20 protein-coding genes are annotated in these 22,159 nt (G+C 54.5%); 13 read left to right on the forward strand and 7 right to left on the reverse strand.

Features of this window, described 5'->3' with window-relative positions; translation table 11 throughout:
- Positions 1-24 precede the first annotated feature (24 nt).
- Genes kduD through J7395_RS17825 form a run of 3 tightly spaced genes read right to left on the reverse strand, consistent with a single transcriptional unit; the run spans position 25 to position 2,633 of the window.
- On the reverse strand, positions 25-765 hold the full coding sequence (kduD, locus tag J7395_RS17815) for a 2-dehydro-3-deoxy-D-gluconate 5-dehydrogenase KduD (RefSeq protein WP_209222850.1): 741 nt from the start codon (positions 763-765) through the stop codon (positions 25-27).
- 40 nt (positions 766-805) lie between these two features.
- A complete protein-coding gene (locus J7395_RS17820) occupies positions 806-2,128 on the reverse strand; it encodes a TRAP transporter large permease (protein WP_247742261.1) in 1,323 nt (440 codons plus the stop codon).
- 1 nt (position 2,129) lies between these two features.
- Positions 2,130-2,633 (reverse strand): TRAP transporter small permease, encoded by a 504-nt coding sequence (locus J7395_RS17825; RefSeq protein ID WP_062959114.1) that lies wholly within the window; start codon positions 2,631-2,633, stop codon positions 2,130-2,132.
- Positions 2,634-3,076: 443 nt separating this feature from the next.
- On the opposite strand from J7395_RS17825, the gene J7395_RS17830 reads away from it, so the two are divergent.
- Both J7395_RS17830 and J7395_RS17835 read left to right on the forward strand, forming a co-directional pair.
- Positions 3,077-4,051 carry a TRAP transporter substrate-binding protein gene (locus J7395_RS17830; protein ID WP_209222852.1) on the forward strand — a complete coding sequence of 325 codons (975 nt, stop codon included), beginning with the start codon at positions 3,077-3,079 and terminating at the stop codon, positions 4,049-4,051.
- Positions 4,052-4,101: 50 nt separating this feature from the next.
- Positions 4,102-5,199, forward strand: coding sequence for a glycoside hydrolase family 88 protein (locus J7395_RS17835; protein WP_209222854.1), 1,098 nt, complete (start codon positions 4,102-4,104; stop codon positions 5,197-5,199).
- A 594-nt stretch (positions 5,200-5,793) separates the two neighbouring features.
- Here J7395_RS17835 and J7395_RS17840 read toward each other — a convergent pair.
- The 3 genes from J7395_RS17840 to J7395_RS17850 form a co-directional block, all read right to left on the reverse strand.
- Entirely contained in the window at positions 5,794-7,308 is a 1,515-nt protein-coding gene (locus tag J7395_RS17840) for an aldehyde dehydrogenase (NADP(+)) (RefSeq protein WP_209222856.1), read from the reverse strand.
- 67 nt (positions 7,309-7,375) lie between these two features.
- A complete protein-coding gene (locus J7395_RS17845; protein WP_209222859.1) occupies positions 7,376-9,040 on the reverse strand; it encodes a thiamine pyrophosphate-binding protein in 1,665 nt (554 codons plus the stop codon).
- Between the two features lie 60 nt (positions 9,041-9,100).
- Positions 9,101-9,799, reverse strand: a complete 699-nt coding sequence (locus tag J7395_RS17850; protein ID WP_209222861.1) for a FadR/GntR family transcriptional regulator — start codon at positions 9,797-9,799, stop codon at positions 9,101-9,103.
- A gap of 188 nt (positions 9,800-9,987) precedes the next feature.
- Here J7395_RS17850 and J7395_RS17855 point away from each other — a divergent pair, with 188 nt between their 5' ends.
- The 5 genes from J7395_RS17855 to J7395_RS17875 all read left to right on the forward strand — a co-directional run bounded on the left by J7395_RS17855 (position 9,988) and on the right by J7395_RS17875 (position 14,290).
- On the forward strand, positions 9,988-10,944 hold the full coding sequence (locus tag J7395_RS17855; RefSeq protein ID WP_280634668.1) for an NAD(P)-dependent oxidoreductase: 957 nt from the start codon (positions 9,988-9,990) through the stop codon (positions 10,942-10,944).
- Positions 10,945-11,039: 95 nt separating this feature from the next.
- A complete protein-coding gene (locus J7395_RS17860; RefSeq protein ID WP_209222865.1) occupies positions 11,040-12,041 on the forward strand; it encodes a TRAP transporter substrate-binding protein in 1,002 nt (333 codons plus the stop codon).
- Positions 12,042-12,140: 99 nt separating this feature from the next.
- A complete protein-coding gene (locus tag J7395_RS17865; RefSeq protein WP_062947850.1) occupies positions 12,141-13,433 on the forward strand; it encodes a TRAP transporter large permease in 1,293 nt (430 codons plus the stop codon).
- A 77-nt stretch (positions 13,434-13,510) separates the two neighbouring features.
- On the forward strand, positions 13,511-13,933 hold the full coding sequence (locus J7395_RS17870; RefSeq protein ID WP_209222867.1) for a TRAP transporter small permease: 423 nt from the start codon (positions 13,511-13,513) through the stop codon (positions 13,931-13,933).
- Between the two features lie 27 nt (positions 13,934-13,960).
- On the forward strand, positions 13,961-14,290 hold the full coding sequence (locus J7395_RS17875) for an NIPSNAP family protein (protein ID WP_209222869.1): 330 nt from the start codon (positions 13,961-13,963) through the stop codon (positions 14,288-14,290).
- 252 nt (positions 14,291-14,542) lie between these two features.
- Here J7395_RS17875 and J7395_RS17880 read toward each other — a convergent pair whose 3' ends face one another.
- Positions 14,543-15,238, reverse strand: coding sequence for a GntR family transcriptional regulator (locus J7395_RS17880; protein WP_062951909.1), 696 nt, complete (start codon positions 15,236-15,238; stop codon positions 14,543-14,545).
- Between the two features lie 175 nt (positions 15,239-15,413).
- Here J7395_RS17880 and J7395_RS17885 point away from each other — a divergent pair, with 175 nt between their 5' ends.
- The 6 genes from J7395_RS17885 to J7395_RS17910 all read left to right on the forward strand — a co-directional run bounded on the left by J7395_RS17885 (position 15,414) and on the right by J7395_RS17910 (position 22,074).
- Positions 15,414-16,451, forward strand: coding sequence for a C-terminal binding protein (locus J7395_RS17885; RefSeq protein ID WP_209222871.1), 1,038 nt, complete (start codon positions 15,414-15,416; stop codon positions 16,449-16,451).
- An 86-nt stretch (positions 16,452-16,537) separates the two neighbouring features.
- Positions 16,538-17,554: a TRAP transporter substrate-binding protein gene (locus J7395_RS17890; protein ID WP_209222873.1), complete on the forward strand. Its 1,017-nt coding sequence runs from the start codon at positions 16,538-16,540 to the stop codon at positions 17,552-17,554.
- Between the two features lie 73 nt (positions 17,555-17,627).
- Positions 17,628-18,227 carry a TRAP transporter small permease gene (locus J7395_RS17895; RefSeq protein WP_209222875.1) on the forward strand — a complete coding sequence of 200 codons (600 nt, stop codon included), beginning with the start codon at positions 17,628-17,630 and terminating at the stop codon, positions 18,225-18,227.
- Positions 18,220-19,548 carry a TRAP transporter large permease subunit gene (locus J7395_RS17900; protein WP_209222877.1) on the forward strand — a complete coding sequence of 443 codons (1,329 nt, stop codon included), beginning with the start codon at positions 18,220-18,222 and terminating at the stop codon, positions 19,546-19,548. The genes J7395_RS17895 and J7395_RS17900 overlap by 8 nt, the downstream gene beginning before the upstream one ends.
- 22 nt (positions 19,549-19,570) lie before the next feature.
- Complete coding sequence (locus J7395_RS17905) at positions 19,571-21,178, forward strand: GMC family oxidoreductase N-terminal domain-containing protein (protein ID WP_209222879.1); 1,608 nt, start codon at positions 19,571-19,573, stop codon at positions 21,176-21,178.
- 38 nt (positions 21,179-21,216) lie between these two features.
- Positions 21,217-22,074, forward strand: coding sequence for a fumarylacetoacetate hydrolase family protein (locus tag J7395_RS17910; RefSeq protein ID WP_209222881.1), 858 nt, complete (start codon positions 21,217-21,219; stop codon positions 22,072-22,074).
- Positions 22,075-22,159 lie beyond the last annotated feature (85 nt).

A 22,159-nucleotide genomic window follows, 5' to 3' on the forward strand; every position in this document is an offset into this window, starting at 1 on the left:
TTCATCACAGGTCCCGCACCGGCCCTATCGTGCAAGCCAGCCGCCATCGACATTCAGGATTGCACCCGAAACATAATCAGATGCGGGCGCTGACAGATAAACCGCCGTTTCCGCAATATCATCTGGCCGTCCCCAACGACCCGCCGGAATACGATCCAGAATGGCAGCAGACCGATCTGGATCATCACGTAATGCCTGCGTATTGCTTGTCGCGATATAACCCGGCGCAATCGCATTCACATTGATGCCGCGTGCCGTCCACTCGTTTGCCAGAATACGGGTCAAACCGGCCACACCATGCTTGGATGTGGTATAGGACGGAACCCGGATGCCGCCCTGAAACGATAAAAGCGACGCGATATTCACAATCTTGCCCTGCCCGCCGCGCGCAAAGACCTCCTTGGCGAATGCCTGCGAGGTAAAGAACACCGCCTTGGCATTCACATCCATGACAGCGTCCCAGTCTTCCTCGGTAAAATCGATACAATCGGCGCGGCGGATAATCCCCGCATTATTGACCAGAATGTCGACATTGCGCCCTTCAAACAGGGACGCCCCCGCCATCGGATCAGCAAAATCAACAATGACCTCGCCTGCGACACCGCCCGCATCACCGATCATTGCAACCGTTTCGCCGCAGCTTCGCCGTCCGGCACAGACAACTTCCGCACCTGCGCGTGCCATGGCGACGGCAATAGCCTGCCCTATTCCGGCATTGGCACCGGTTACCAAAGCTTTTCGACCGCTCAGCGAGAACGCATTCATGATATAACTCCGCTTGGATAGGATTAGGTATGGGTGAATGTCACATCAGTCCGAGGATACGTGGCAATGCCAGCGTGATCCACGGGACATATGTGGTCAGAAGCAAGGCCACCGATGTCGCAAAGAAGAACGGCAGGATCGGCCTTACCACCTGATCAATGCGCAGATTGGCAACCGCACACCCGACAAAAAGGACGCTCCCGACCGGTGGTGTCATCGACCCGACCCCAAGGTTAAAGATCATGATGATCCCCAAATGCACCGGATGAATGCCAATCTCGGTCGCAATCGGCAAAAAGATCGGGGTGAAAATCAACACCGCCGGCGTCAGATCCATGAAAAACCCGATGATCAGCAGGCAGACATTCATCACCAGCAAAATCACAATGGGATTGTCAAAGGTCAGAATGGCCTCGGCAATGACATCGGGAATACCGGCAATCGTCATGACATAGGACATGATGCCCGATGCCGCGATCAGAAACAGGATCGAACAACTGGTAACCGCCGAGGATTTCAAAGCTTCCAGATATTCCTGCAAGCTCGCCATCCGGTACATCAACGACAGAACAAATGAATACAGAACAGCAACCGCCGCGCCTTCTGTTGCGGTAAACGCCCCGATCGCAATGCCGCCGATAACCAGAATAATCATCAATAACGGCGGCAAAGCCTGCCATATCACATGCAGCACTTCCGACCAGCCGACACTACCTTCGGTGCGATAGCCGCGGCGCACGGCAAAAAAGGTAATGACCATCATGACCGATAGCCCCATCAGGATGCCCGGAAGATACCCGCCAAGGAACAGGGCCGAAATCGACGTCCCACCCGATACCAGCGAAAACAGGATTAACGGTCCGCTCGGCGGGATCAGAATACCAGTTGGTGCCGATGCAATATTCACCGCCGCTGAAAATGCGGGATCATACCCCTCTTTGCGCTGCAACGGGCCCATAACACCACCAACAGCAGCGGCGGCGGCAATTGATGACCCGGAAATCGATCCAAACAGCATATTGGCCAGCACATTGGTATGCGCCAAGGCACCGGGCATACGCCCGCCCAGCAATTTCGCCAGATTGATCAGGCGGATTGCGATGCCGCCCTTGTTCATGATGTTCCCCGCCAGGACAAAAAACGGGATGGCCAAAAGTGTAAAACTGTCGATGCCCGAAAACATCTTTTGGGCGCTGACAAAACTGATAACCTGTGAAGGCAGATAGGCAAAGCCCGTCACAACCGAAGAAACACCAATCGCAATCGAAATCGGCGTCCCCAGGGCCAGAAGGCCGAAAAACAGTGCAAAAAGCACTACTGCCGCACCGGCAGGATCAAGCATGAAATCAATAATCACATCCATTTCAGGCTGTCTCCTGCACTTCTTCAACCGGTGCCAACTGCCCCAGACCAATCAGGATAATATTAAGAGCCTGTAACAGAATGATCAGCCCCGCAGCCACCGGAACCGCAAGGTAAACCATCCCCATCGGGATCTGCATGATCGGCGAAAGCTGCGCCATTGCCGACATGCTCGCCCCCCAGCCACCGATCAGCATCGTAAAGCTGGCAAATGCGATGGAAATAATCCCGTTCAGCATTGCCAGCCCTTTGCGCCACCACATCGGACCCAGAAAAACCAGCAGGTCAAGCGACAGATGTTTACGGCTGCCAAAACAGTAGGCCGACCCCAGAAGCGCCATCCAGATCATCGTGAATCGAAGCGTTTCTTCCGTGAACAAGGCAGGCGTTGCCAGCACATAGCGGGTAAAAACCTGCCACAGCATCAGGACCACCATACCGCACAAAGTGATTGAAATAATCACCAGCAGCAGGCGCTCAATACCATGCTTGAGAGATTGCAACACTTCGCGTTTCCTCCGTCGAAGTCGCCCGGCCAAATTCAGGCATTATTTTTATGTCGATTGTTCCCAGACCATGCGATGTGCAAACAATATCTGCAATCTGAAAATTATTTTCACAAACAATTCACAGCCGGCCTCACACATTAAAACCGGCTGATGCAACCGGTTCCACGAAACCAAACCGTGCTCCAGCACATTCAAAATATTATGGAACCTGCCCGAAGCTGTAGCCTCAAAGATATCGGCGTACAATTGTCCCAAAGTCAGATGCAGGCGGCCCTTGCAGGTGGCTTCAACATGCTCGCTTCGATACTCGAGAATGAAAATTTATTACATATGGAAATTTTATTTTCACAATGACAGTTTTATCCACATGTCATCGATGAAATGCGGTGACATTTTCGTCACCGCCATTCGGGCGGAAAGAAATCCAAGGGAGGAAAACAATGAAATATCAGAAACTTGCCTTGACCTTAACTGCAATCGCCACTCTTGCGGTCGGCCAGGCAGAGGCGAAAACACGTTTGACTCTTGCCAATTCGCTATCAGCAGACCACCCGACCAGCACCGCCCTGCAACAATTTGCTGATGAAGTCAAAGAACGTACAGACGGCGAAGTTACCATTCAGCTGTTCTTAAATGCGGTTCTGGGGTCCGAGCGCGAAGTCCTCGAACAGCTTCAGAACGGTGCGGTTGACATGACCCGTGTGAGCGCAGGCAACCTCGAAAACTTTGATCCGGTATTCAAGGCATTCACCCTGCCTTATATCTTCAAGGGCGAAGACCATTTCTATCGCGTCATGACCGGACCGGTCGCAGACGAGGTCTATAACGCCACAGAAGGCAGCGGCTTCGTCGGCCTGACCTTCTTCGACAGCGGCGCACGTTCGTTCTATACCACCGATAAACCGATCAATACGCCAGAAGATCTTGCAGGCCAGAAAATCCGGGTTCTGAACTCCAACAGCTCGATCCGCATGGTCGAAATGATGGGGGGCTCCCCGACACCGATGCCCTACGCCGAAATCTATACGGCCCTGCAAATGGGCGTGATTGATGGTGCGGAAAACAACGTCACGGCCTTGACCATCGGCCGTCACGGCGAAGTCGCCAAATTCTATTCGCAGGACGAACATCTTCGCATTCCGGACTTCCTGGTGATCTCCAACGCAGCCACTGAAAAACTGACCGCCGAACAGAACACCATTCTCAAGGAAGCTGCCCTGCATGCGACGGAATCTTTCCGCGCACTTTGGGATCAGGCCGTCAAGGATTCGACCACCGAAGCAGAAAAGATGGGCGTGACCTTTGTCTCCCCGGATCAGGCCCCCTTCCGCGAAAAAGTCATGCCGCTGCTTGACGAGTATCGTAACGATCCGGATTTCGGCGGTCTTCTGACCCAGATTCTCGAAACCGAATAATTTTCCGCTCCGCGCCGACCAAATTCCTCAAAAAACAGCGAGACACAATAATGGGAACCGATACCGTCAGCCTTCGCGACGAATTGAAAGAGAAAATCTCTCAGATAGTGACAGGCTTACGTAACCTGCGAGACGAAGGACAGTTCAACGAGCCGAACCTTGATGGAACAGCCGGTGATTATGTCAGTTTCGATAGTTGGGAATGGCCACAGGGTGTCGGTCTATACGGAATTGCGCAACTCTGGCTCCAGACCGGAGACGCGGAAGCGCGGAGCATTCTGGAAAACTGGTACGAAAAACAATTTTCCCTGGGTCTACCGTCCCAGAATGTGAACACGACAGCCCCCATGCTGGCGCTTTCCATTCTGTGGCAGCAGACCCGGGATCCTCGATGGGAACCTGTTCTTGACGATTGGGCAAACCGCCTGATCGCAGACGCCCCGCGCACCACGTCTGGTGGTTTCCAGCATGATGTTTCCGACAAGATCAACAACGATGAACTGTGGGACGATACCCTGTTCATGCTCGCCCTGTTTCTGGCATCCTACGGTCAGGCTTCCGGCCGAAAAGACCTGATCGAAGAAGCCAAATTCCAGTTTCTGGTCCACACCCACTATCTTTGCGAACCCGAAACCGGCCTGTGGTTTCATGGCTGGACCTTCGATGGAAATCACAATTTCGCGCGTGCGCGCTGGGCGCGCGGCAATTCATGGATCTCGGCCGGAATACTCGATCTGATTGATCTTGCCGATCTTGATGCCGCCACACGCCGCTATCTGCTATGGGTTGTCAAGGCACAGCTATCAAGCCTGATCGACTATCAGACCAAAAACGGCACATGGCACACACTGGTCGATGACCCGACCTCTTACGAGGAAATCTCGGCAACCTCTGCAATTGGCTATGCCCTGCTCAAAGGATATCGCCTGGGCCTTGGACCGGAAAGCTGGAAAACGGCCGGCCAGAAAGCTTTGCATGCGGTGCTCGGCAACATCGACAGTAATGGTGTCGTGCAACAGGTTTCCTACGGCACCCGCATGGGACATGATCTTGAATTCTACAAGAACATCCCGCTGCACCCGACCGGCTATGGCCAATCCATGGCGCTTCTATGCCTTGTCGAAGCCCTCAATCACATAAACGAATAAAGCCTGTATGAGAAAGAAACCCCCGCTTGGTTTTCGCCAAGCGGGGGTTTTGGTTGAGGGCTTTGTTATATATTGCAAAGAAGCAATTTATAACAGAAAAGGTTACGTGGGCAGGATCAGTCTCCGCCCTTGGGGCTTCGCCATCTTCGCAAAGAACCTTAGCCAACAGGCCTGGCCTGTTTGCGATCTTCCAATCCACATCCACCCGGCAATCGACCATTAAAAAAGCCCGCCACGGGGGCAGGACTTGAACTTCCGCAGTCTGCGCGCGGGCAGTCGCCCGTGCTCAACCTTCAGACTAAAAACGTGCCACGGGCACGTTTTCTATACGTCTTCAGCCTTCAAGTTATGAGCGGCTCCCGGTGGTTGCAGCCATCCCCTTCATGGGCACAGGCTCAAAACCCGTCCAGACAAGCAAAAATGCAAAAGGCCCGCCGAATGGCGAGCCTTTGACATTTTGGTTGCGGGGGCATGCAATTAACTACGCTCTCTTACTCCAAACCTCTAAACGAATTTTCCTCACCCCACCTGCCAACATCCTTTTGCCAGTCGCGCAACCAAATAGTGAGCAACTCTAGCTAAGATGACATACGATCAGGCCAGATCAGTCGGCAGGACATCGGTGGGGATGTTCTGATAGCAGACCGGACGCAGGAAGCGACGGATCGACAGGGTACCAACCGATGTCGCCCCGAAATTCGTCGATGCCGGATATGGTCCGCCATGCACCATGGTGTCGGAAACCTCGACCCCGGTCGGGAAGCCGTTGGCCAGAATACGCCCCGCCTTGCGTTCCAAAATCGGCAGCAACGAACGCGCATCCGCCGCATCCCCGCCATCCATATGGATCGTGCAGGTCAGTTGACCTTCAAGCGCCTTGGCAATTGCCTGCATTTCGGCAATGTCCCTGACCCGGACGATCAGGCCAAGCGGGCCAAAGACTTCCTCACCCAGCACATGATTGGCCAGCCAGTTTTCACCGGTCGTTTCAAACAGATACGGCGTCGCATTGCGAAGATCACATGACGTGGTCAGGACTTCCTTGACACCCGATGTCGCGGCAATGCGTTTCGCCCCACTACGATAGGCATCGGCCATGCCATCGGTCAGCATGGTCTGCGCTGCCACGTCGCCAAGGCCCGCCCTGGCGGTTTCGACAAATGCATCGGCATCCGGACCATCCAGAACAACCGCAATCCCCGGATTGGTGCAGAACTGCCCTGCCCCCATGGTCAGCGACCCGACCCAGCCCTTGGCGAGTTCTTCGGTGCGGGCACTCATGGCCTTGGGCAGCAGGAACATCGGGTTGACCGAGCCCAACTCGCCAAAGAACGGGATCGGCTCCGGACGCTGCGCGCACAGATCGAACAACGCACGACCACCGCCCAGCGACCCAGTAAAGCCGACCGCCTTGATCAGCGGATGCTGCACAAGGCTCTGGCCGACATCGCGCTTGCCACCCTGAATAAGGCTGAACACGCCGGGATGAATGCCACATGCCTTGACCGCAACATCAATCGCCTGTGCGACAATCTCACCGGTTCCCGGATGGGCCGAATGCCCCTTGACGACAACCGAGCAGCCAGCCGCAAGGGCGGCGGCGGTATCACCACCAGCAACCGAGAAGGCCAGCGGGAAGTTGGACGCACCGAACACCGCCACCGGGCCAATCGGGCGCTGCATCAAACGCAGGTCCGGGCGCGGCAGGGGTGCGCGATCCGGAAGCGCCTCGTCATGACGGCGGTCAAGATAATCACCGGCAAGGATATGGCTGGCAAACAGGCGAAGCTGGCCGACGGTACGGCCACGTTCGCCATTCAGGCGTGCTTCGGGCAGGCCGGTTTCCTGGGTACCGATTTCGGTGATTTCCGCACCGCGCGCATCAATCTCATCGGCAATTTTATTCAGGAACCTGGCACGCTCTTCACGGGTCGAATAGCCATAGGACCAGAATGCTTCCTCGGCGGCCCTGGCGGCCTGATCGACCATGGCCGGGGTGCCGACCGGGAAGGTATTGGCCGGACCATGGGCCGGTTCGGACTGGAAGGTCTGCTCGCCCGCCACCCACTGGCCGGCAATCAGATGTTTTCCTGTCAGATTATAGGACATTGGTACCTCCTGTTTTTCTCAAATCATCCGATGAATTTTTCTATGGGAAGAACCCGCGAATGTTGATTTACTGGGCGTTTGCTCGAAGTTCGGACAAGGAGAACCTCGGGGTAAGGTCTTCGGGGTAGGTGATCACTTCAATCACAGCCGACTTGCCCGATGCTGCCACCGCGTCAAAGGCGGCTGCAAACTGTTCTGTTTTCTCGACCCTAGCAGTTGCAATACCATAGGCCTCGGCCAGTTTGCCAAAGTCCGGATTGACGATATCAGTCCCACTGACCCGGCCCGGATAGCTTTTCTCCTGATGCATTCGGATGGTGCCATACATGCCGTTGTTGCACAGAATGACGATCACGCGCGCACCGAATTGCTGTGCGGTTGCCAGCTCCTGAAGCGTCATCTGGAAACAGCCATCGCCTGCAAAACAGATGCTGAGCCGGTCGGGATGACGCAGGCTGGCCGCAATGGCGGCAGGCAGACCGTACCCCATTGTACCGGATGTCGGGGCAACCTGGGTTCTGAAACGGCGATGCTGATAGAAACGATGCACCCAAACGGTATAGTTGCCTGCACCATTGGTCAGAATTGCATCTTCGGGCAGATTTTCATTCAGATGCTGAATGATTGCTGCCAGATTGACCGGGCCATGTGACGTATGGTTTGGCCTCGACCAGATCAGATAATCTTCACGCGCGGCCTTTGTCCAGTCGGCCCATACCGTTTTGGCGATTGGGGCATTGCATTTCACCAGTACAGAAAGCGCCTGTTTCATGCCGCTGCAGACGCCAAACTCCGGTGCATAAACACGCCCGATTTCATTTGCATCCGGATGGATGTGAAGGATTTTCTGTCTGGCGACCGGGACATCAAGCAAGGTGTAACCCGATGTTGTACAATCCCCTAGGCGTGCGCCCAGAACCAGCAAGACATCGGCATCGCGGATCCGCTTGGCTAGCGCCGGGTTAATACCCAAACCGGCATCTCCGACATAAGAGGAATGCAAAGCCGACATTCGATCCTGACTACGGAAACTGCATGTAACCGGCAAGTTCCATGCCGCCGCAAAATCAGCAAGATCGGCACAGGCCTGTTCATCCCAGGTTTCACCACCAGCGATGATCAAAGGTGATTTTGCCTTAGAAAGGATTTCGACAATTTCCACAACCTGCCCATCCGACGGCGCGGCCTGTATCGGTGTAACTTTTGCAGGAAGCACGCCCATTTCGACCACATCCCGCAGCATGTCTTCGGGCAAGCCAAGAACAACCGGGCCCGGACGGCCAGAGGTTGCAACCTGAAAGGCACGGGTCAACAATTCGGGAATGCGCGCCGCATTATCAATTACCGCTGTCCATTTCGTCTGGGTTCCGAAAATTGCCTTGAGATCAAACTCCTGGAAAGCTTCGCGTTCTTCGTCATCCCGCCCGATCAGGCCGACCAGCATGATGAGCGGCGTTGAGTCCTGATAAGCAACATGCACACCAGCATATGCATTTGACGCGCCGGGGCCGCGGGTGACCAGAACAATGCCCGGACGCCCGGTCAGTTTGCCATCCGCGTCCGCCATGATCGATGCCGCACCTTCATGCTTGGTCGCGACAAATTCGATTTCCGGGGTATCGACCAGTGCATCCAGAACCGCTAGGAAACTCTCCCCCGGCACCCCAAAAATACGATCGACGCCCTGCTGAACCAAGACATCAGCGATCAGTTGACCTCCCGTGCGTTGCATCGGTGCCTCCACTAGACTGTTATTGATGTAAATTTTTACAGGGGCCTGGTGCCCCTGATTTTATGTGTCTGCCAGGTCTGCGCGATCCGCCAGACGTTGTGCTGCAAACGAATAGTGATACCGCACAGCCTGCGAGGCTGCGGTTTCATCCTGCGCGCGAATGGCCTCAAGCACAGCCTTGTGTTCGGCTAGAACTTCCGCACTCCATTCCGTGACACGCGCGTTCTTCATCGCAACAGACCGCAATTCCATATCGATCCGGGTGTCGAGCATCGAGAGGAATTCCAGAATATACTGGTTGCCAGATGCCTCTGCGATCCGCTGATAAAAGCTGCGCTCTGCCAGTACATGCTTTTCTGCTGCGGCATCCCCCCCCGACAGCGAGCGTTCCATGCTGTCATATGCCGTATCCATGAACTGCAGGTCTGCATCCGTCCGATGAACGGCGGCAAGGCCTGCCGCCTCTGACGTAATACCGGTACGCAACTGAAGGATTTCAAGCAGCTTTTGGCGTTTTTCAAAGCAGGCCGGGCTGATGCGAAATGCGCTGCGTGCACTTGGCTCTGCGACGAAAGCGCCAACGCCTTGTCGTGAGTCAACCAGACCATCATGCTTGAGACGTGAAATGGCTTCGCGGACCACGGTACGCGCAACACCGAAACTTTCCGCAAGGCTTTGCTCGGTCGGCAATTGTTCGCCAGCGACAAGCTTACCGTCAAGAATCATGCGGGAAAGCTTCTGCGAGATGTCATCGGTCAAGCTTGGACGTCTACTTAGTCGCGTAAAAGAGTCCACCGAAAATGCCCTTTTCTGGTGAGGATCGATCAGCCGTGACTGATCCTTATGATGCGGACCTTATGCATGGACAAGATTTATTTTGTCAACATAAAAACAGGTTGTCAGACAACAAGAAGACATGTTATGCCCGATTTCAATGAAGAATGGCCATGCACCGAAAATGCAGCGGCAAACATCGGAAAACGGAGGAAAACGTGACTTTTGAAAAAACCGTCGGCTTTGTCGGCCTGGGTGGAATGGGCAGTGGTCTGGTCAAGAACATGCTGCTTAAGGGCGTGAAAGTGCATGTGCTTGATCTGGACCGGGAGAAGATCAAGCTCGCCGAAAGCCGGGGTGCGATTGTTGCCAAATCCGTACGAGACATGGCGCGTGATTGTGACGTTCTGGCCTTTTGCATCGGCAAGGCAGAAGATGTTCAAAAGCTGACCATCAATGGTGATACCGGCTGCCTTCAGGACATGAAACCGGGGCAAATCCTGCTGGATCACACAACGACCAGCCCGGATCACGTTGATCTGATGAGTGCCGCCTGCACAAAAATCGGCGTGCGCTATTGCGAAGCGCCGATGACCCGCACACCAATCCATGCCGAACAGGGATGTGTGAATGTCCTTTATGGCGGGGACACGGAACTACTGGAAGATCTTCGTCCACTGTTTGATACCTATGCCGAAAATATTTTCCATGTCGGGCCAAGCGGCCATGCCATTCGTTTGAAGCTGATCCACAACTTCATCGCCTTTGCCAATGTGGCCTCGTTCTGCGAGGGCTTTGCCCTAGCGGCGAAAGAGGGACTGGATATGACCAAGGTCATCGACATCATTTCGGCCGCTGGCGGCAAAAGCGGCATGATGGACCTGTATGGTCGCAAGACTCTGGAACGCGATTTCACCCCGTATATGGCCCTTGAATGGGCCGAGAAAGATGTCGGCTATTACGTGCGCTGGCTCGAAAAAGCTGGGCTGCCGGGCTTTATGGCAAGTTCTGTCCATCAGACCTATTCGCTGGCTTCCATCATGGGCTTTGGTCAGGAAGGCTGCACGGCCGTGATCAAGGCATACGAAAAGCTTTCAGGCGTTGAAGCCGCCTTCCCCAAAGATTCCTGAAGCCTTCCTGAAGCCTCTTTGGGGATCATTTAAAATGCCATCCCCCAACAAGAATAAGCGTGCGAAGCGCATTTATATTCACCGGAGGAAACATCTTGAAAAAACAAAGAATGACCAAGGCTGCCTTGTCGGTTCTGGCAACGCTGCTTTCCGTTTCAGCAATCTCGTCAATCCAGTCCGCACAGGCTGAAACCGTTTTACGCATGTCCCATTTCGCGGCCGAAACGCACCCGGGGCATATTGCCGCCAAGCAGTTCAAGGAAAACGTTGAAAAGCGCACCAACGGCGAAGTCGTCGTTGAACTGTATCCTGCAAACGAACTGGGCGCGCCGCCAGAGCAGCTTGAACAGACCGTTCTGGGCATCATTGACATGAACCTCCCGACGCAGGGAGCGCTTGATAAATATGAAAAGGCATTCGGTACGGTTATGACGCCGTTTGCCTTTAGCAGCTATGACGAAGCACATCGGGTTCTTGACGGACCGTTTATGGAATGGGCGGCCCCCAAGCTTGAAAAGCAGGGGCTGGTCATGCTGTCGAACTGGGAATACGGCTTCCGCAATGTGACCAACTCGGTCAGGCCGATCAATTCACCAGATGACCTTGCGGGCCTGAAGTTGCGCACTCCGCCAGAACTGCAAATCGTCGCGGCCCTTGAAGCCGCAGGGGCACAGACCACACAAATTGCCTTCCCTGAATTGCCCGGCGCCCTTACAGCCGGTGTTGTCGACGGACAGGAAAACCCGATTGGCGTGATTTATCACAACAAGCTTTATGAATTGCAGGACCATCTGGCGCTTACACGCCACGTTTACAATTCCATGGTGCATGTCATGAACAAGGCAAAATGGGATGCGCTTTCGGGCGAGGAACAGACGATTGTTCGTGAAGAAAGCGTCGCTGCGGGTAACCTGATGCGCAAACTTGTCCAGGAGCAGGAAGAAAAAGAACTTGCCGCGATCAAGGAAAGCGGCGTTCAGGTCACAGAGCCAGATCTTGCCAAGTTCAAGGCAAAGATGGGTCCGGCATATGAGCGTGTGAGCGAATATTCCGGCGAGGAAAACATGAAAACATTCCTTGGTTTTCTCGAAAACTAAACCAGAAATCTCATCGGCGTTTTCCCGATAAGCTTTCTTCGGAGGGGGTGTTCCGTACCCCCTCCTCTCGCACCCTGTCTTTTCTGAAAGTCTAAGATCATGCTCGCACTCATTGTGCTTCTTGCACTTGTAGGGTTGATCGTTTTTGGCGTGCCAATTGCCGTCGCACTGGCTGTCACCGCGATCGGCACCTATGTGGCGCTTGGTGAAACCGCAATTCTGACGATGTTGCCGCAACGCATGTATTCGGCGACCACATCTTTTACCCTTCTTGCTATCCCGTTTTTCATTCTGGCTGGCAACCTGATGAATACAGGTGGCGTGACAGAACGCATTTTCCGGTTTGCATCGGCCCTGGTCGGGCATATTCGCGGCGGTCTTGGACAGGTCAATGTCGTCGCCAGTCTGATTTTCTCCGGCATGTCGGGTGCCGCTGTTGCCGATGCCGCAGGCCTTGGCCAGGTTGAATTCAAGGCAATGCGCGATCGCGGATATGACGAACGGTTTTCCGCCGCGATCACCGCTGCATCTTCGACCATCGGGCCGGTCTTTCCACCCAGTATTCCGTTTGTGATTTTTGCCAGCCTGACCGGTGTTTCCGTCGTCAAACTCTTCCTGGCGGGTGTCGTGCCTGGGCTTTTGATGGCCGTTGCGTTGATGGCAGCCGTTTATGTGGTTGCGGTTATTCGCAAATTCCCGCGTGAAATGCGCGCAAGCTACCGTGAACTTTGGGCATCGTTCAAGGCGGCATTCCTTCCACTTGGTACCCCTGTCATTATTATCGCCGGCATTCTAACCGGGATTTTCACCCCAACCGAAGCCGGTGTTACAGCAAGCTTTTATGCCGCATTCCTTGGCCTTTTCGTTTATCGCGAAATCCGCATTGCCGATTTGCCAAGCATTCTGTGGAATACACTGCTTCATACCATCCGCGTGTTGTTTGTAATCGCCGCCGCCGGTTTCTTTGGCTGGCTCTTGATCCATCAGCGGGTCCCTAACAGCGTGATTACGGGCCTTTTGTCCCTGTCCGATAATCCGGCTGTCATCATGTCGCTGATCGTGGTGATCTTGCTGGTGCTTGGCATGTTCCTTGAAGGAATTGCGGTGATTGTCATCACCGTTCCGATTTTCATGCCGATCATGACCACGCTTGGCGTTGATCCGGTTCAATTTGGCGTCATCATGATCATGTGCTCGATGATCGGCTTGCTGACACCACCCGTCGGCATGGTGCTGTTTGCGATATCAAGCGTAACACAGGTCCCGATCTCGCCGCTTGTTCGTGAACTTTGGCCCTATCTGCTTGGCATCGTTGCCGTTCTGGTTCTGGTGATTTGCATCCCGCAAGTATCAACCTGGCTTCCCGAACTGGTCATGGGAGGCGGCAGATGATGAAATCACTGACGCTTATTGACCGTTCCCTCGGCCTCATCTTGCGGACGATTGCCATCGCTTGTTTGGCTATCTTGATGCTTATCCTGGGTGGCAACGTCATCTCGCGCATGACCGGCTGGTTTTCGCTGGGCTGGTATGATGAGATCATCGAACTGTGCTTTGCCTGGATGATCTTTTTCGGTGCTGCCGAACTTTGGCGGGAAAACCAGCATTTTCGGATCGACTGGCTTTATTACTCGCTGCCAAAGGCGAAACGACGCATCCACACGATACTCGTATCCCTAATCAACATTGTCTTCCTTGCCTTTCTGATGGTGGAAGGAAGCACCCTTGCGCAGAAAAGCTCGGCATTAACGCCAATCATCGGGTTCCCCGTCGCACTGCTCTATGCCTGCATCCCGATCAGTGCAGCCATCATGCTGGCCTATGCCATTGCAGATCTTTTCAGACATTCCCCCCGGCATGCCGCCGAGGTTGAAGTCATCGACGATATGTAACCCCACATAAAATCAAGGAAATTGAACATGATTTACGATCACCGCACCTACACCTGCCGCCCGGGCACCATTGCCAAGCACCTGAAGCTTTATGAAGCAGAAGGCTGGCAGATTCAGAAAAAACATCTGGGTGATCCGGTCGTTTATGCGGCAACTGAAACGGGTGATGTCAATTCCTATGTCCATATCTGGCAGTATGAAAGTGCCGCGGACCGCGCAGCGAAACGTGCCAAGCTGAAAGCCGATCCGGAATGGCAGGAATACCTGAAAAAATCGGCCGACGCCGGTTATCTCGTCAGCCAGGTCAACAAGATTCTTACTCCGACAGGCTTCTTCTCTGATCTGGTGAACAAGTAACGAGATATGTGCCTGACATTCATAAAACGGCTTTATATGGTCAAGAAGACGACATGCTATTCGTTCCCGGGAATGGCATAGCCTTCGAATGCAGCACCCGAACTAACAACCCCACAATCCCCGGCTCAGGCCGGGGATTTTCTTTAACGTTATCAGATAAAATTTCTTAAAAACTGCTAAGTATTAAAGCCCGTCGGATATGTTCTGTCGCAAGACTTGTATCCACATAATCTAAGAACACGACAAAAGTGATTACGAAAGCAATATTGCATACTCTTCATCAGTGCGACGGCGGCTTTTGGTACGCTGGTTAATGTTCGCAGACGGCAGTGAAATCGATCGATTGATCACCAGAATATGCTCTTCCAGCAAAGCCTGCGCCTCATCAAACTGGCGGTTCGCCATCAAATCACGCATCTGCGTATGTTCGGCAAACGAGCGTTGCCAGAAATCTCCTTCGCCCGATTGCAAATGGGCGCGCAGAGCTTCCAGCGCGGTGGCGGTCAGATCATACGCTTTTTCCAGATAGCGGTTGCCCGCATGATGCAGGATCACACGGTGATAGGCACTATCGGCACGGCTATAAAGAGCGAATTCATCAACATCAATGGCGTGCTTCATTTGCACGATTGCCGCCGAAAGCCCCTGCACAAGGCTATCGGGATCACGCGCCAGCGCACTGCCAAGCGCCTCACGCTCCAGCATAGCACGGAAGTGGCTCATTTCGTTTACTTCCTGCGGTGTCGGTGTGAACACATAAGTACCGGCCTGGGGTACGATGCTGACCAGTCCCATATCGCGTAGGTCCGTGAATGCTGCCCGTACCGGCGCTTTGCTCATGCCAAGCGCGCGGGCAATCTGCTCCTCGGACAATCGTTCGCCAAATTCAAATTTGCCCGACACGATTGCATCGCGAAGTCGTTCACAAGCCTCTTGAGTGAGCGACACAGCAGTCTCCTTCGAAATTCAGATCAGTTCCGTGATGGCACCATTTGCCATCAATCCCATGATTTTGTTCGCCTATCAAACACCAAAAAAACAATATTGACAAGGGATTAAAATTCTAGAATTCTAGAATGACAATTCATGATATCCGATGCCGACGAACCCCAAAGAGGTCCATATGTCTCGCTTCCGCCTACTCACACCCGATGCTCAATATCCGGACGATGCGCAGATCGAGCGTCGCACGTCTGGCGACCAGGTCGACTGGGATATTTACCGGGAACGTTCGCCTGAAAACATTCCGGCCGATGTGCTGGGCAAGTGTGATGCGATGGTGGTGTGGCATGAAATGCCGGTCACGCGTGACGTGATTGCAAAGCTTGATCGCTGCCAGATCATCGTGCGTGCCGGTGTGGGGTTTGACCACATCGATCTGAATGCCGCCGCCGAAGCGGGCATTCCGGTCTGCAACACCCCGGATTATGGTACAAGCGAGGTCGCCGACCATGCCATCGCCTTGATGCTTACCATGCGTCGCGGCATCAACTCCTATCACAGGAACCTGATGGACTCCCCCCGCGCTGGCTTTGACCATGCCCGTGCCCCGCTGCTGGCCCGCCTTCGCGGTAAAACATTCGGGGTTGTCGGGCTTGGCCGCATTGGCATTGCCGCCGCATTGCGGGCAAAGGCATTTGGCATGCGTGTTCTGGCTTACGATCCCCTAGTGTCCCGGGGCACGGAAATTGCTGTCGGGGTTGACCGCTGTGACCGGCTTGAAGACCTGCTTTCACAAAGTGATGTGGTCAGCTTGCATTGCCCGCTCACGACCGAAAGTCACAAGATGATCAATGCAGAAAGGCTGGCGATGATGCAGCCCCATGCACTGCTGATCAACACCGCACGCGGCGCGATCATCGATATTGATGCTTTGCTTGATGCCTTGCGAAACGGCACGATTGCCGGTGCTGGTATTGATGTCCTGCCCGCAGAGCCGCCCGCACCTGAAGATGCCATTGCCTTGGCTTATGCCAATGGCAAGGATCCGATTGTTGGTGAACGCCTATTCCTGACTCCCCATGCCGCATGGTCGAGCCCGGAAAGTGTGGCCGATGCCCGCCGCCTTTCGGTGGAAACCGCGATGCAATATTTACGCGACGGTTCCCTGCGTAATCTCGTTAATGCACCGGCTCAGAAACGGTTTAGTGGCGCTGCCTGACTTTGGCGCACGGCACAGTCTCGCGTACGATACGGTCCAAAGGCATGGGATCACCAAAACATGCCGCAAACAGGGAGGAAAACACAATGAAACGCACTCATCTGAAAGTCGCACTTGCTGTCTTTATACTTAGTGGCACGACCGCCACAGCACAGGAATTTGATCTCACATTCCAGTCGGTTGATCCGGCAGGAAACCCCAACTTCGCCATTCAAAAAGAATGGACTGAACGCGTTCATAAAATGTCGGGCGGGCGCATTGCCATCGAACTGCTGCCCGTGGGCTCGGTCGTGGAATATAACGAAACTCAGGAAGCTGTCGGTTCCGGTATTCTGGATGGTCACATTACCGATGTAAGCTATTTTTCCGGCAAGGATCCGGCATTCGGTCTGATCGCCAACCCGATCGGCGCATGGGCGTCGCCCGACGAAATGTTCCGCTTTATCAACTATGGTGGCGGTTACGAGTTGATGAACGAACTTGAAGGGCCCTATGGCTTGCGTTTTGTCGGCGCGACAACAACCGGCCTTGAAGGCTTTGTTTCTGACCGTCCGCTTGACGGTGTTGCCGATCTTAAAGGTCTGAAAGTCCGTGCGCCGGAAGGCCTCATTCAGGAAGTCTTTGCTGCAGCGGGCGCAGTACCGGTGAACCTGCCTTATTCCGAGGTTTACACATCCCTCGACAAGGGCGTTATTGATGCCGCCGATTCCACGGTGTTCTCAACCAACCACCAGCAGGGCCTGCACAAGGTCGCGGTTCACCCTGTCTATCCGGGCTTCCATTCCATGCCACTGGTCGAGGTCGCCATGAACCTTGAAAAATGGAACTCGATGCCCGAAGACCTGCAGGAAATCATGACCGTTTCTGTACGCGACTTTGCCCAGGATGCCGTTGCCAGACTGTCGATCAATGATCTCAAGGCGGTGGCAGAAGCCAAAGCAGATCCTTCGATCACCGTGCACAACTGGTCGGCAGAAGAACGTGCAAAGTTCCGCACCATTGCCATGGACCAATGGTCAAAAGTCGCTGCAAGCTCTGAAAATGCGCAAAAGGTCTACGCCTTGCTGACCGAATATCTGAAATCCCAAGGTCTCTTGAACTGACAGGATGCCTCCGGGCGCAGTCAATGCGCCCGGACTCCCCGATCATCACTCCGCTCGAAACGATTGGTCAGCCATGTCAGTGCCCCCCGATCATACCCCTGCCACGTCCGATACACCGCAATCCGTGACACCCCAATTGGAATATTTGCCACAAGCCGGTTGGCTTGGGCGCGCCATCACCCTTGCCGCACGTCCCTTTGCGATTTGTATCATCGCAGCCATGGCAATCCTCGTGATGGAGGTTTTCCTGCGCTACGTGTTCAACCGTCCGACCGTGTGGGCACATGAAACAACCATATTCCTAAGTGCCGTGACCTTTATCTTTGGCGGACTTTACTGTGTTGCACGCAACACGCACATCCGCGTCGTCCTGATCTATGATGTGGTCAGGTCGTCTGCACGCCGTGCGCTTGATGTGGTCATTTCAATTGCCTGCCTTGGTGTCAGTCTGTTTTTCGCGTGGGCCGCGTGGCTGATGGTGAAAAAGGCGATGTTTCGCCCCGATGGCAGTTTCTTTCTGGAAACCACCGGCAGTGCCTGGAACTCACCCACGCCCGCAGTTCTGAAAATATTCCTGCTCTGCGTGCTCGTTGTCATGAGCGTCCAGTTTCTCATCCTCACTTTCAATTACGCACGTGGCAGCAAAGCGCCACAAGGGCACGACGATGTTTGACCTTATTGATCTTGGACTGAACCTCAAGGCGCTGGGGATCGGCTGGGGAACATTGCTGATGTTCGCCCTGCTGGTTGCGCTGCTCTTGACCGGCGCCCCGCTTGCCATGGTGACCCTGCTTGTTGCCCTGGTCTTTGCGGTGGGCTGGTTTGGGCCAAGCTCGGTGCCCTTGATCACAAGCCGCGTATACAGTTTCGTGTCATCTTTTGTGTTTGTCTCTGTACCAATGTTCGTACTGATGGCAGCCATACTTGACCGGTCTGGCATTGCCCGCGACCTGTTTGATGCAATGAAGCTTATCGGTGGCCGCCTGCGCGGCGGGGTTGCCGTTCAGACGATTTTCGTCGCCGTCATCCTTGCCGCAATGAGCGGTATTATCGGCGGTGAAATCGTGTTGCTTGGTCTTGTCGCCCTGCCACAGATGCTGCGCCTTGGCTATAACCGGCGCCTGGCCATCGGTGTTGTGTGCGCTGGCGGTTCACTGGGCACAATGGTGCCGCCCTCCATCGTCTTGATCATTTACGGTTTGACCGCGAATGTTTCGGTCGGGGATCTTTTTACCGCGGCTTTCCTGCCAGGCTTCATGCTGGCCGGGCTCTATATCGCCTACATTCTGCTGCGCTCCTATCTTGATCCGAACGCCGCCCCGCCGCCCCCTGTCGAACGCGTCGCGCTCCGCAATAACTTGCCGCTGCTCCGTGGTCTTGTTATGCCGTTTTTGGTCGTGTTTTCCGTACTGGGATCAATTTATGGCGGCATCGCTTCGGTCACAGAGGCTTCTGCCATCGGCGTCGCGGGTGTGATCCTGTCTACGATTTTGCGCCGGGAATTCTCCTTTGGCATGTTGCTTGATGCGGCCCTGCATACATTGGCAACAGTCGGCATGATCATGTGGATTGGCATCGGCGCAAGCGCACTGGTCGGTGTTTATAACCTGATGGGTGGTATCCGCTTCATATCACAGATGATTACCGGCATTTCAGAGGAGCCGATGGTGATTATCCTGTTCATGATGCTGATCCTGTTTATCCTCGGCATGTTTCTGGACTGGGTTGGCATCGCACTTTTGACCATGCCCATTTTCGTGCCGATCATTCTTCATCTTGGTTATGACCCGGTCTGGTTTGGTGTGCTGTTTGCCATGAATATGCAGGTCTCTTTCCTGACGCCGCCTTTCGGGCCCGCCGCGTTTTACCTCAAAAGCGTGACCCCGCCCGACATCACCCTTGGCGAGATATTCAGATCACTTGTGCCATTCATTTGCCTGCAGGTGCTGGCCGTTGGTCTGCTGGTCCTCTTCCCGGCAATCGCAATTTACTAGCACAATATTTCCAGGTACCGACATGACACGCAATTTAGACGGCGAGTACGACTACATCATCATTGGCGCCGGGACGGCCGGATGTGTGCTTGCGAACCGGCTCAGCGACAATCCCGCCAACCGAGTTCTTCTTATCGAGGCGGGCGGCAAAGATACCTATCCCTGGATCCATATTCCGGTTGGTTATCTATACTGCATGGGCAATCCGCGCACCGACTGGATGATGAAAACCACAAGCGAAGCAGGCTTGAACGGGCGCCAACTGGCCTATCCGCGCGGCAAGGTTCTGGGGGGATGCAGCTCGATCAACGGCATGATTTACATGCGCGGTCAGGCTGCGGACTATGACGGTTGGGCACAGATGGGCAATACCGGCTGGGGTTGGGATGATGTGCTTCCCTACTTCATCCGTTCCCAGGACCGCCCCGGTGGTGATGGCCAAATCCACGGGCAGGGCGGTGAATGGAAAGTCGCCCGCCAGCGTCTTAAATGGGATTTGCTCGATGATTTTCAGCGCGCCGCCGAAGAAATGGGAATACCACCAACCGATGACTTTAACGCTGGAAACAACGAAGGGGCCGGCTATTTCGAGGTCAACCAGAATGGCGGCCGTCGCTGTAGTGCCGCGCGGGCTTTTCTTAAACCGGCTCTCAATCGCCCCAATCTACGGCTTTTAACCCATGCCCATGTTCAAAAAATCACGTTTGAGGACGGCCGTGCAAAGGCGGTGAACATCCTTCGTGACGGCATGATGCTTCATGCCTCGGCCAAGGCAGAGATCCTTCTCGCCGCCGGTGCGATCCATTCGCCCTTACTGCTTGAAGCATCGGGTATTGGTCAGGGCGAACGTCTTAAAGATGCGGGTATCGATGTGTATCGCGATATGCAAGATGTCGGCGAAAACCTTCAGGATCATCTTCAGCTAAGGATGGTTTTCCGCGTTGAAAATGCCCGCACGCTTAATCAGATCGCCAATTCCTGGTCAGGAAAGATCGGCATGGCGGCACGCTATTTGTGGAACCGCTCCGGCCCCTTGTCCATGGCCCCCAGCCAGTTCGGGATTTTCACCAAAAGCAGTCCCGAAATGGCAACGCCGGACCTTGAATATCACATTCAACCTCTGTCAACCGACAAGCTGGGAGAACCATTGCATCCCTATCCGGCTGTGACGGTATCGGTCTGCAACCTGCGCCCGGACAGTCGGGGCTCCACCCACATATCGAACGCGGACCTGTCCGCCCATCCCGACATTTCACCACGCTATCTAAGCACAGACAGTGACATTGATGTCGCTGTGCGCGCACTGCGCCAGGCACGGCACTTGATGACCATGCCTGCTTTGAAAAAATATGCCCCGTCCGAAGACGTGCCCGGCACGGACAAAACAGATGATGCCAGTCTGGCCCGTGCCGCCGGTGACATCGGTACAACCATTTTCCATCCCGTTGGAACGTGCCGCATGGGCGTTGATGACGGTGCGGTGGTTGACCCGCAATTGCGGGTACGCGGCGTGGAAGGCTTGCGGGTGGTCGATGCATCCATCATGCCGCGGATTGTATCGGGAAACACCGCGACACCGGTGGTGATGATTGCGGAAAAAGCCGCTGACATGATCTTGCGCTCAGCCTGATAGCGCATTTGAAAGAACATTTTTGAAAGGACTGGATTATGAAGTTTCTCCGCCACGGACCGATTGGTGACGAAAAGCCAGGATACCTTGATCAGGAAGGAAACATCCGCGACCTTAGTCGTTTGATTGTCGATTTCACGCCCGAAACCGTGAATTGCGAACAACTGGCTGCCCTGGCTGCTCGCGACCTGTCTGATTTGCCGATTGTCAATCCCGGTACACGGATCGGCCCGTGTGTTGGGGCGGCACGTAACTTTTATGCGGTCGGTTTGAACTATGCCCGTCATGCCCGCGAAACCAACAACCCCGAACCCAAAGAACCGGTGCTGTTTTCAAAATCCACATCGTGCATCTGCGGGCCGAACGATCCCATTATCTTGCCGCGCGGCTCTGTCAAAACAGATTGGGAGGTTGAACTTGGCATCATTATCGGCCGCCCGTGCAGCTATGTCAGCAAGGACGACGCGCTTGATTATGTCGCAGGCTTTTGCACGATCAACGATGTCAGCGAACGCGCCTATCAGATCGAGCGCGGCGGACAATGGATCAAAGGAAAATCAGCACCGAATTTCGGACCGATCGGCCCGTGGCTGGTAACACCCGACGAGGCAGGCGACCCTCAAAACCTGACCTTGAAGCTTTCTGTTAACGGCGAGACCGTGCAAAACAGCTCGACCTCCGACATGATTTTCCCTGTGGCCGAAATCATATCCTATATGTCCGGTTTCATGCGCCTTATGCCGGGCGATATCATTGCAACCGGAACGCCGGAAGGGGTGGGCCTAGGCCTGACGCCACCTCGCTTTCTGAGCACGGGTGATATCGTCGAACTGTCGGTCGAGGGTCTCGGCACACAGCGCCAAATCGTTGTCAGTGAAAGCGATCCCGTCGCCTAAACTCGTCCTCAGATTTCTAGAGGGGTCAAGTTTAAGCCTTTCCAGGAACCCGCTGCGCCAACAGCGGGTTTTTTATTGTCTGCCC

It is taken from the genome of Thalassospira sp. A3_1 (genome assembly GCF_017744215.1).
GTDB lineage: Bacteria > Pseudomonadota > Alphaproteobacteria > Rhodospirillales > Thalassospiraceae > Thalassospira > Thalassospira lucentensis_A.

Coding starts and splice junctions, on each gene's coding strand:
- kduD (WP_209222850.1), bottom strand. CDS start 765: ATGAATGCGTTCTCGCTGAGCGGTCGAAAAGCTTTGGTAACCGGTGCC.
- J7395_RS17820 (WP_247742261.1), bottom strand. CDS start 2,128: ATGGATGTGATTATTGATTTCATGCTTGATCCTGCCGGTGCGGCAGTA.
- J7395_RS17830 (WP_209222852.1), top strand. CDS start 3,077: ATGAAATATCAGAAACTTGCCTTGACCTTAACTGCAATCGCCACTCTT.
- J7395_RS17835 (WP_209222854.1), top strand. CDS start 4,102: ATGGGAACCGATACCGTCAGCCTTCGCGACGAATTGAAAGAGAAAATC.
- J7395_RS17840 (WP_209222856.1), bottom strand. CDS start 7,308: ATGTCCTATAATCTGACAGGAAAACATCTGATTGCCGGCCAGTGGGTG.
- J7395_RS17845 (WP_209222859.1), bottom strand. CDS start 9,040: ATGCAACGCACGGGAGGTCAACTGATCGCTGATGTCTTGGTTCAGCAG.
- J7395_RS17855 (WP_280634668.1), top strand. CDS start 9,988: ATGCACCGAAAATGCAGCGGCAAACATCGGAAAACGGAGGAAAACGTG.
- J7395_RS17865 (WP_062947850.1), top strand. CDS start 12,141: ATGCTCGCACTCATTGTGCTTCTTGCACTTGTAGGGTTGATCGTTTTT.
- J7395_RS17870 (WP_209222867.1), top strand. CDS start 13,511: ATGCTTATCCTGGGTGGCAACGTCATCTCGCGCATGACCGGCTGGTTT.
- J7395_RS17875 (WP_209222869.1), top strand. CDS start 13,961: ATGATTTACGATCACCGCACCTACACCTGCCGCCCGGGCACCATTGCC.
- J7395_RS17885 (WP_209222871.1), top strand. CDS start 15,414: ATGTCTCGCTTCCGCCTACTCACACCCGATGCTCAATATCCGGACGAT.
- J7395_RS17890 (WP_209222873.1), top strand. CDS start 16,538: ATGAAACGCACTCATCTGAAAGTCGCACTTGCTGTCTTTATACTTAGT.
- J7395_RS17895 (WP_209222875.1), top strand. CDS start 17,628: ATGTCAGTGCCCCCCGATCATACCCCTGCCACGTCCGATACACCGCAA.
- J7395_RS17900 (WP_209222877.1), top strand. CDS start 18,220: ATGTTTGACCTTATTGATCTTGGACTGAACCTCAAGGCGCTGGGGATC.
- J7395_RS17905 (WP_209222879.1), top strand. CDS start 19,571: ATGACACGCAATTTAGACGGCGAGTACGACTACATCATCATTGGCGCC.
- J7395_RS17910 (WP_209222881.1), top strand. CDS start 21,217: ATGAAGTTTCTCCGCCACGGACCGATTGGTGACGAAAAGCCAGGATAC.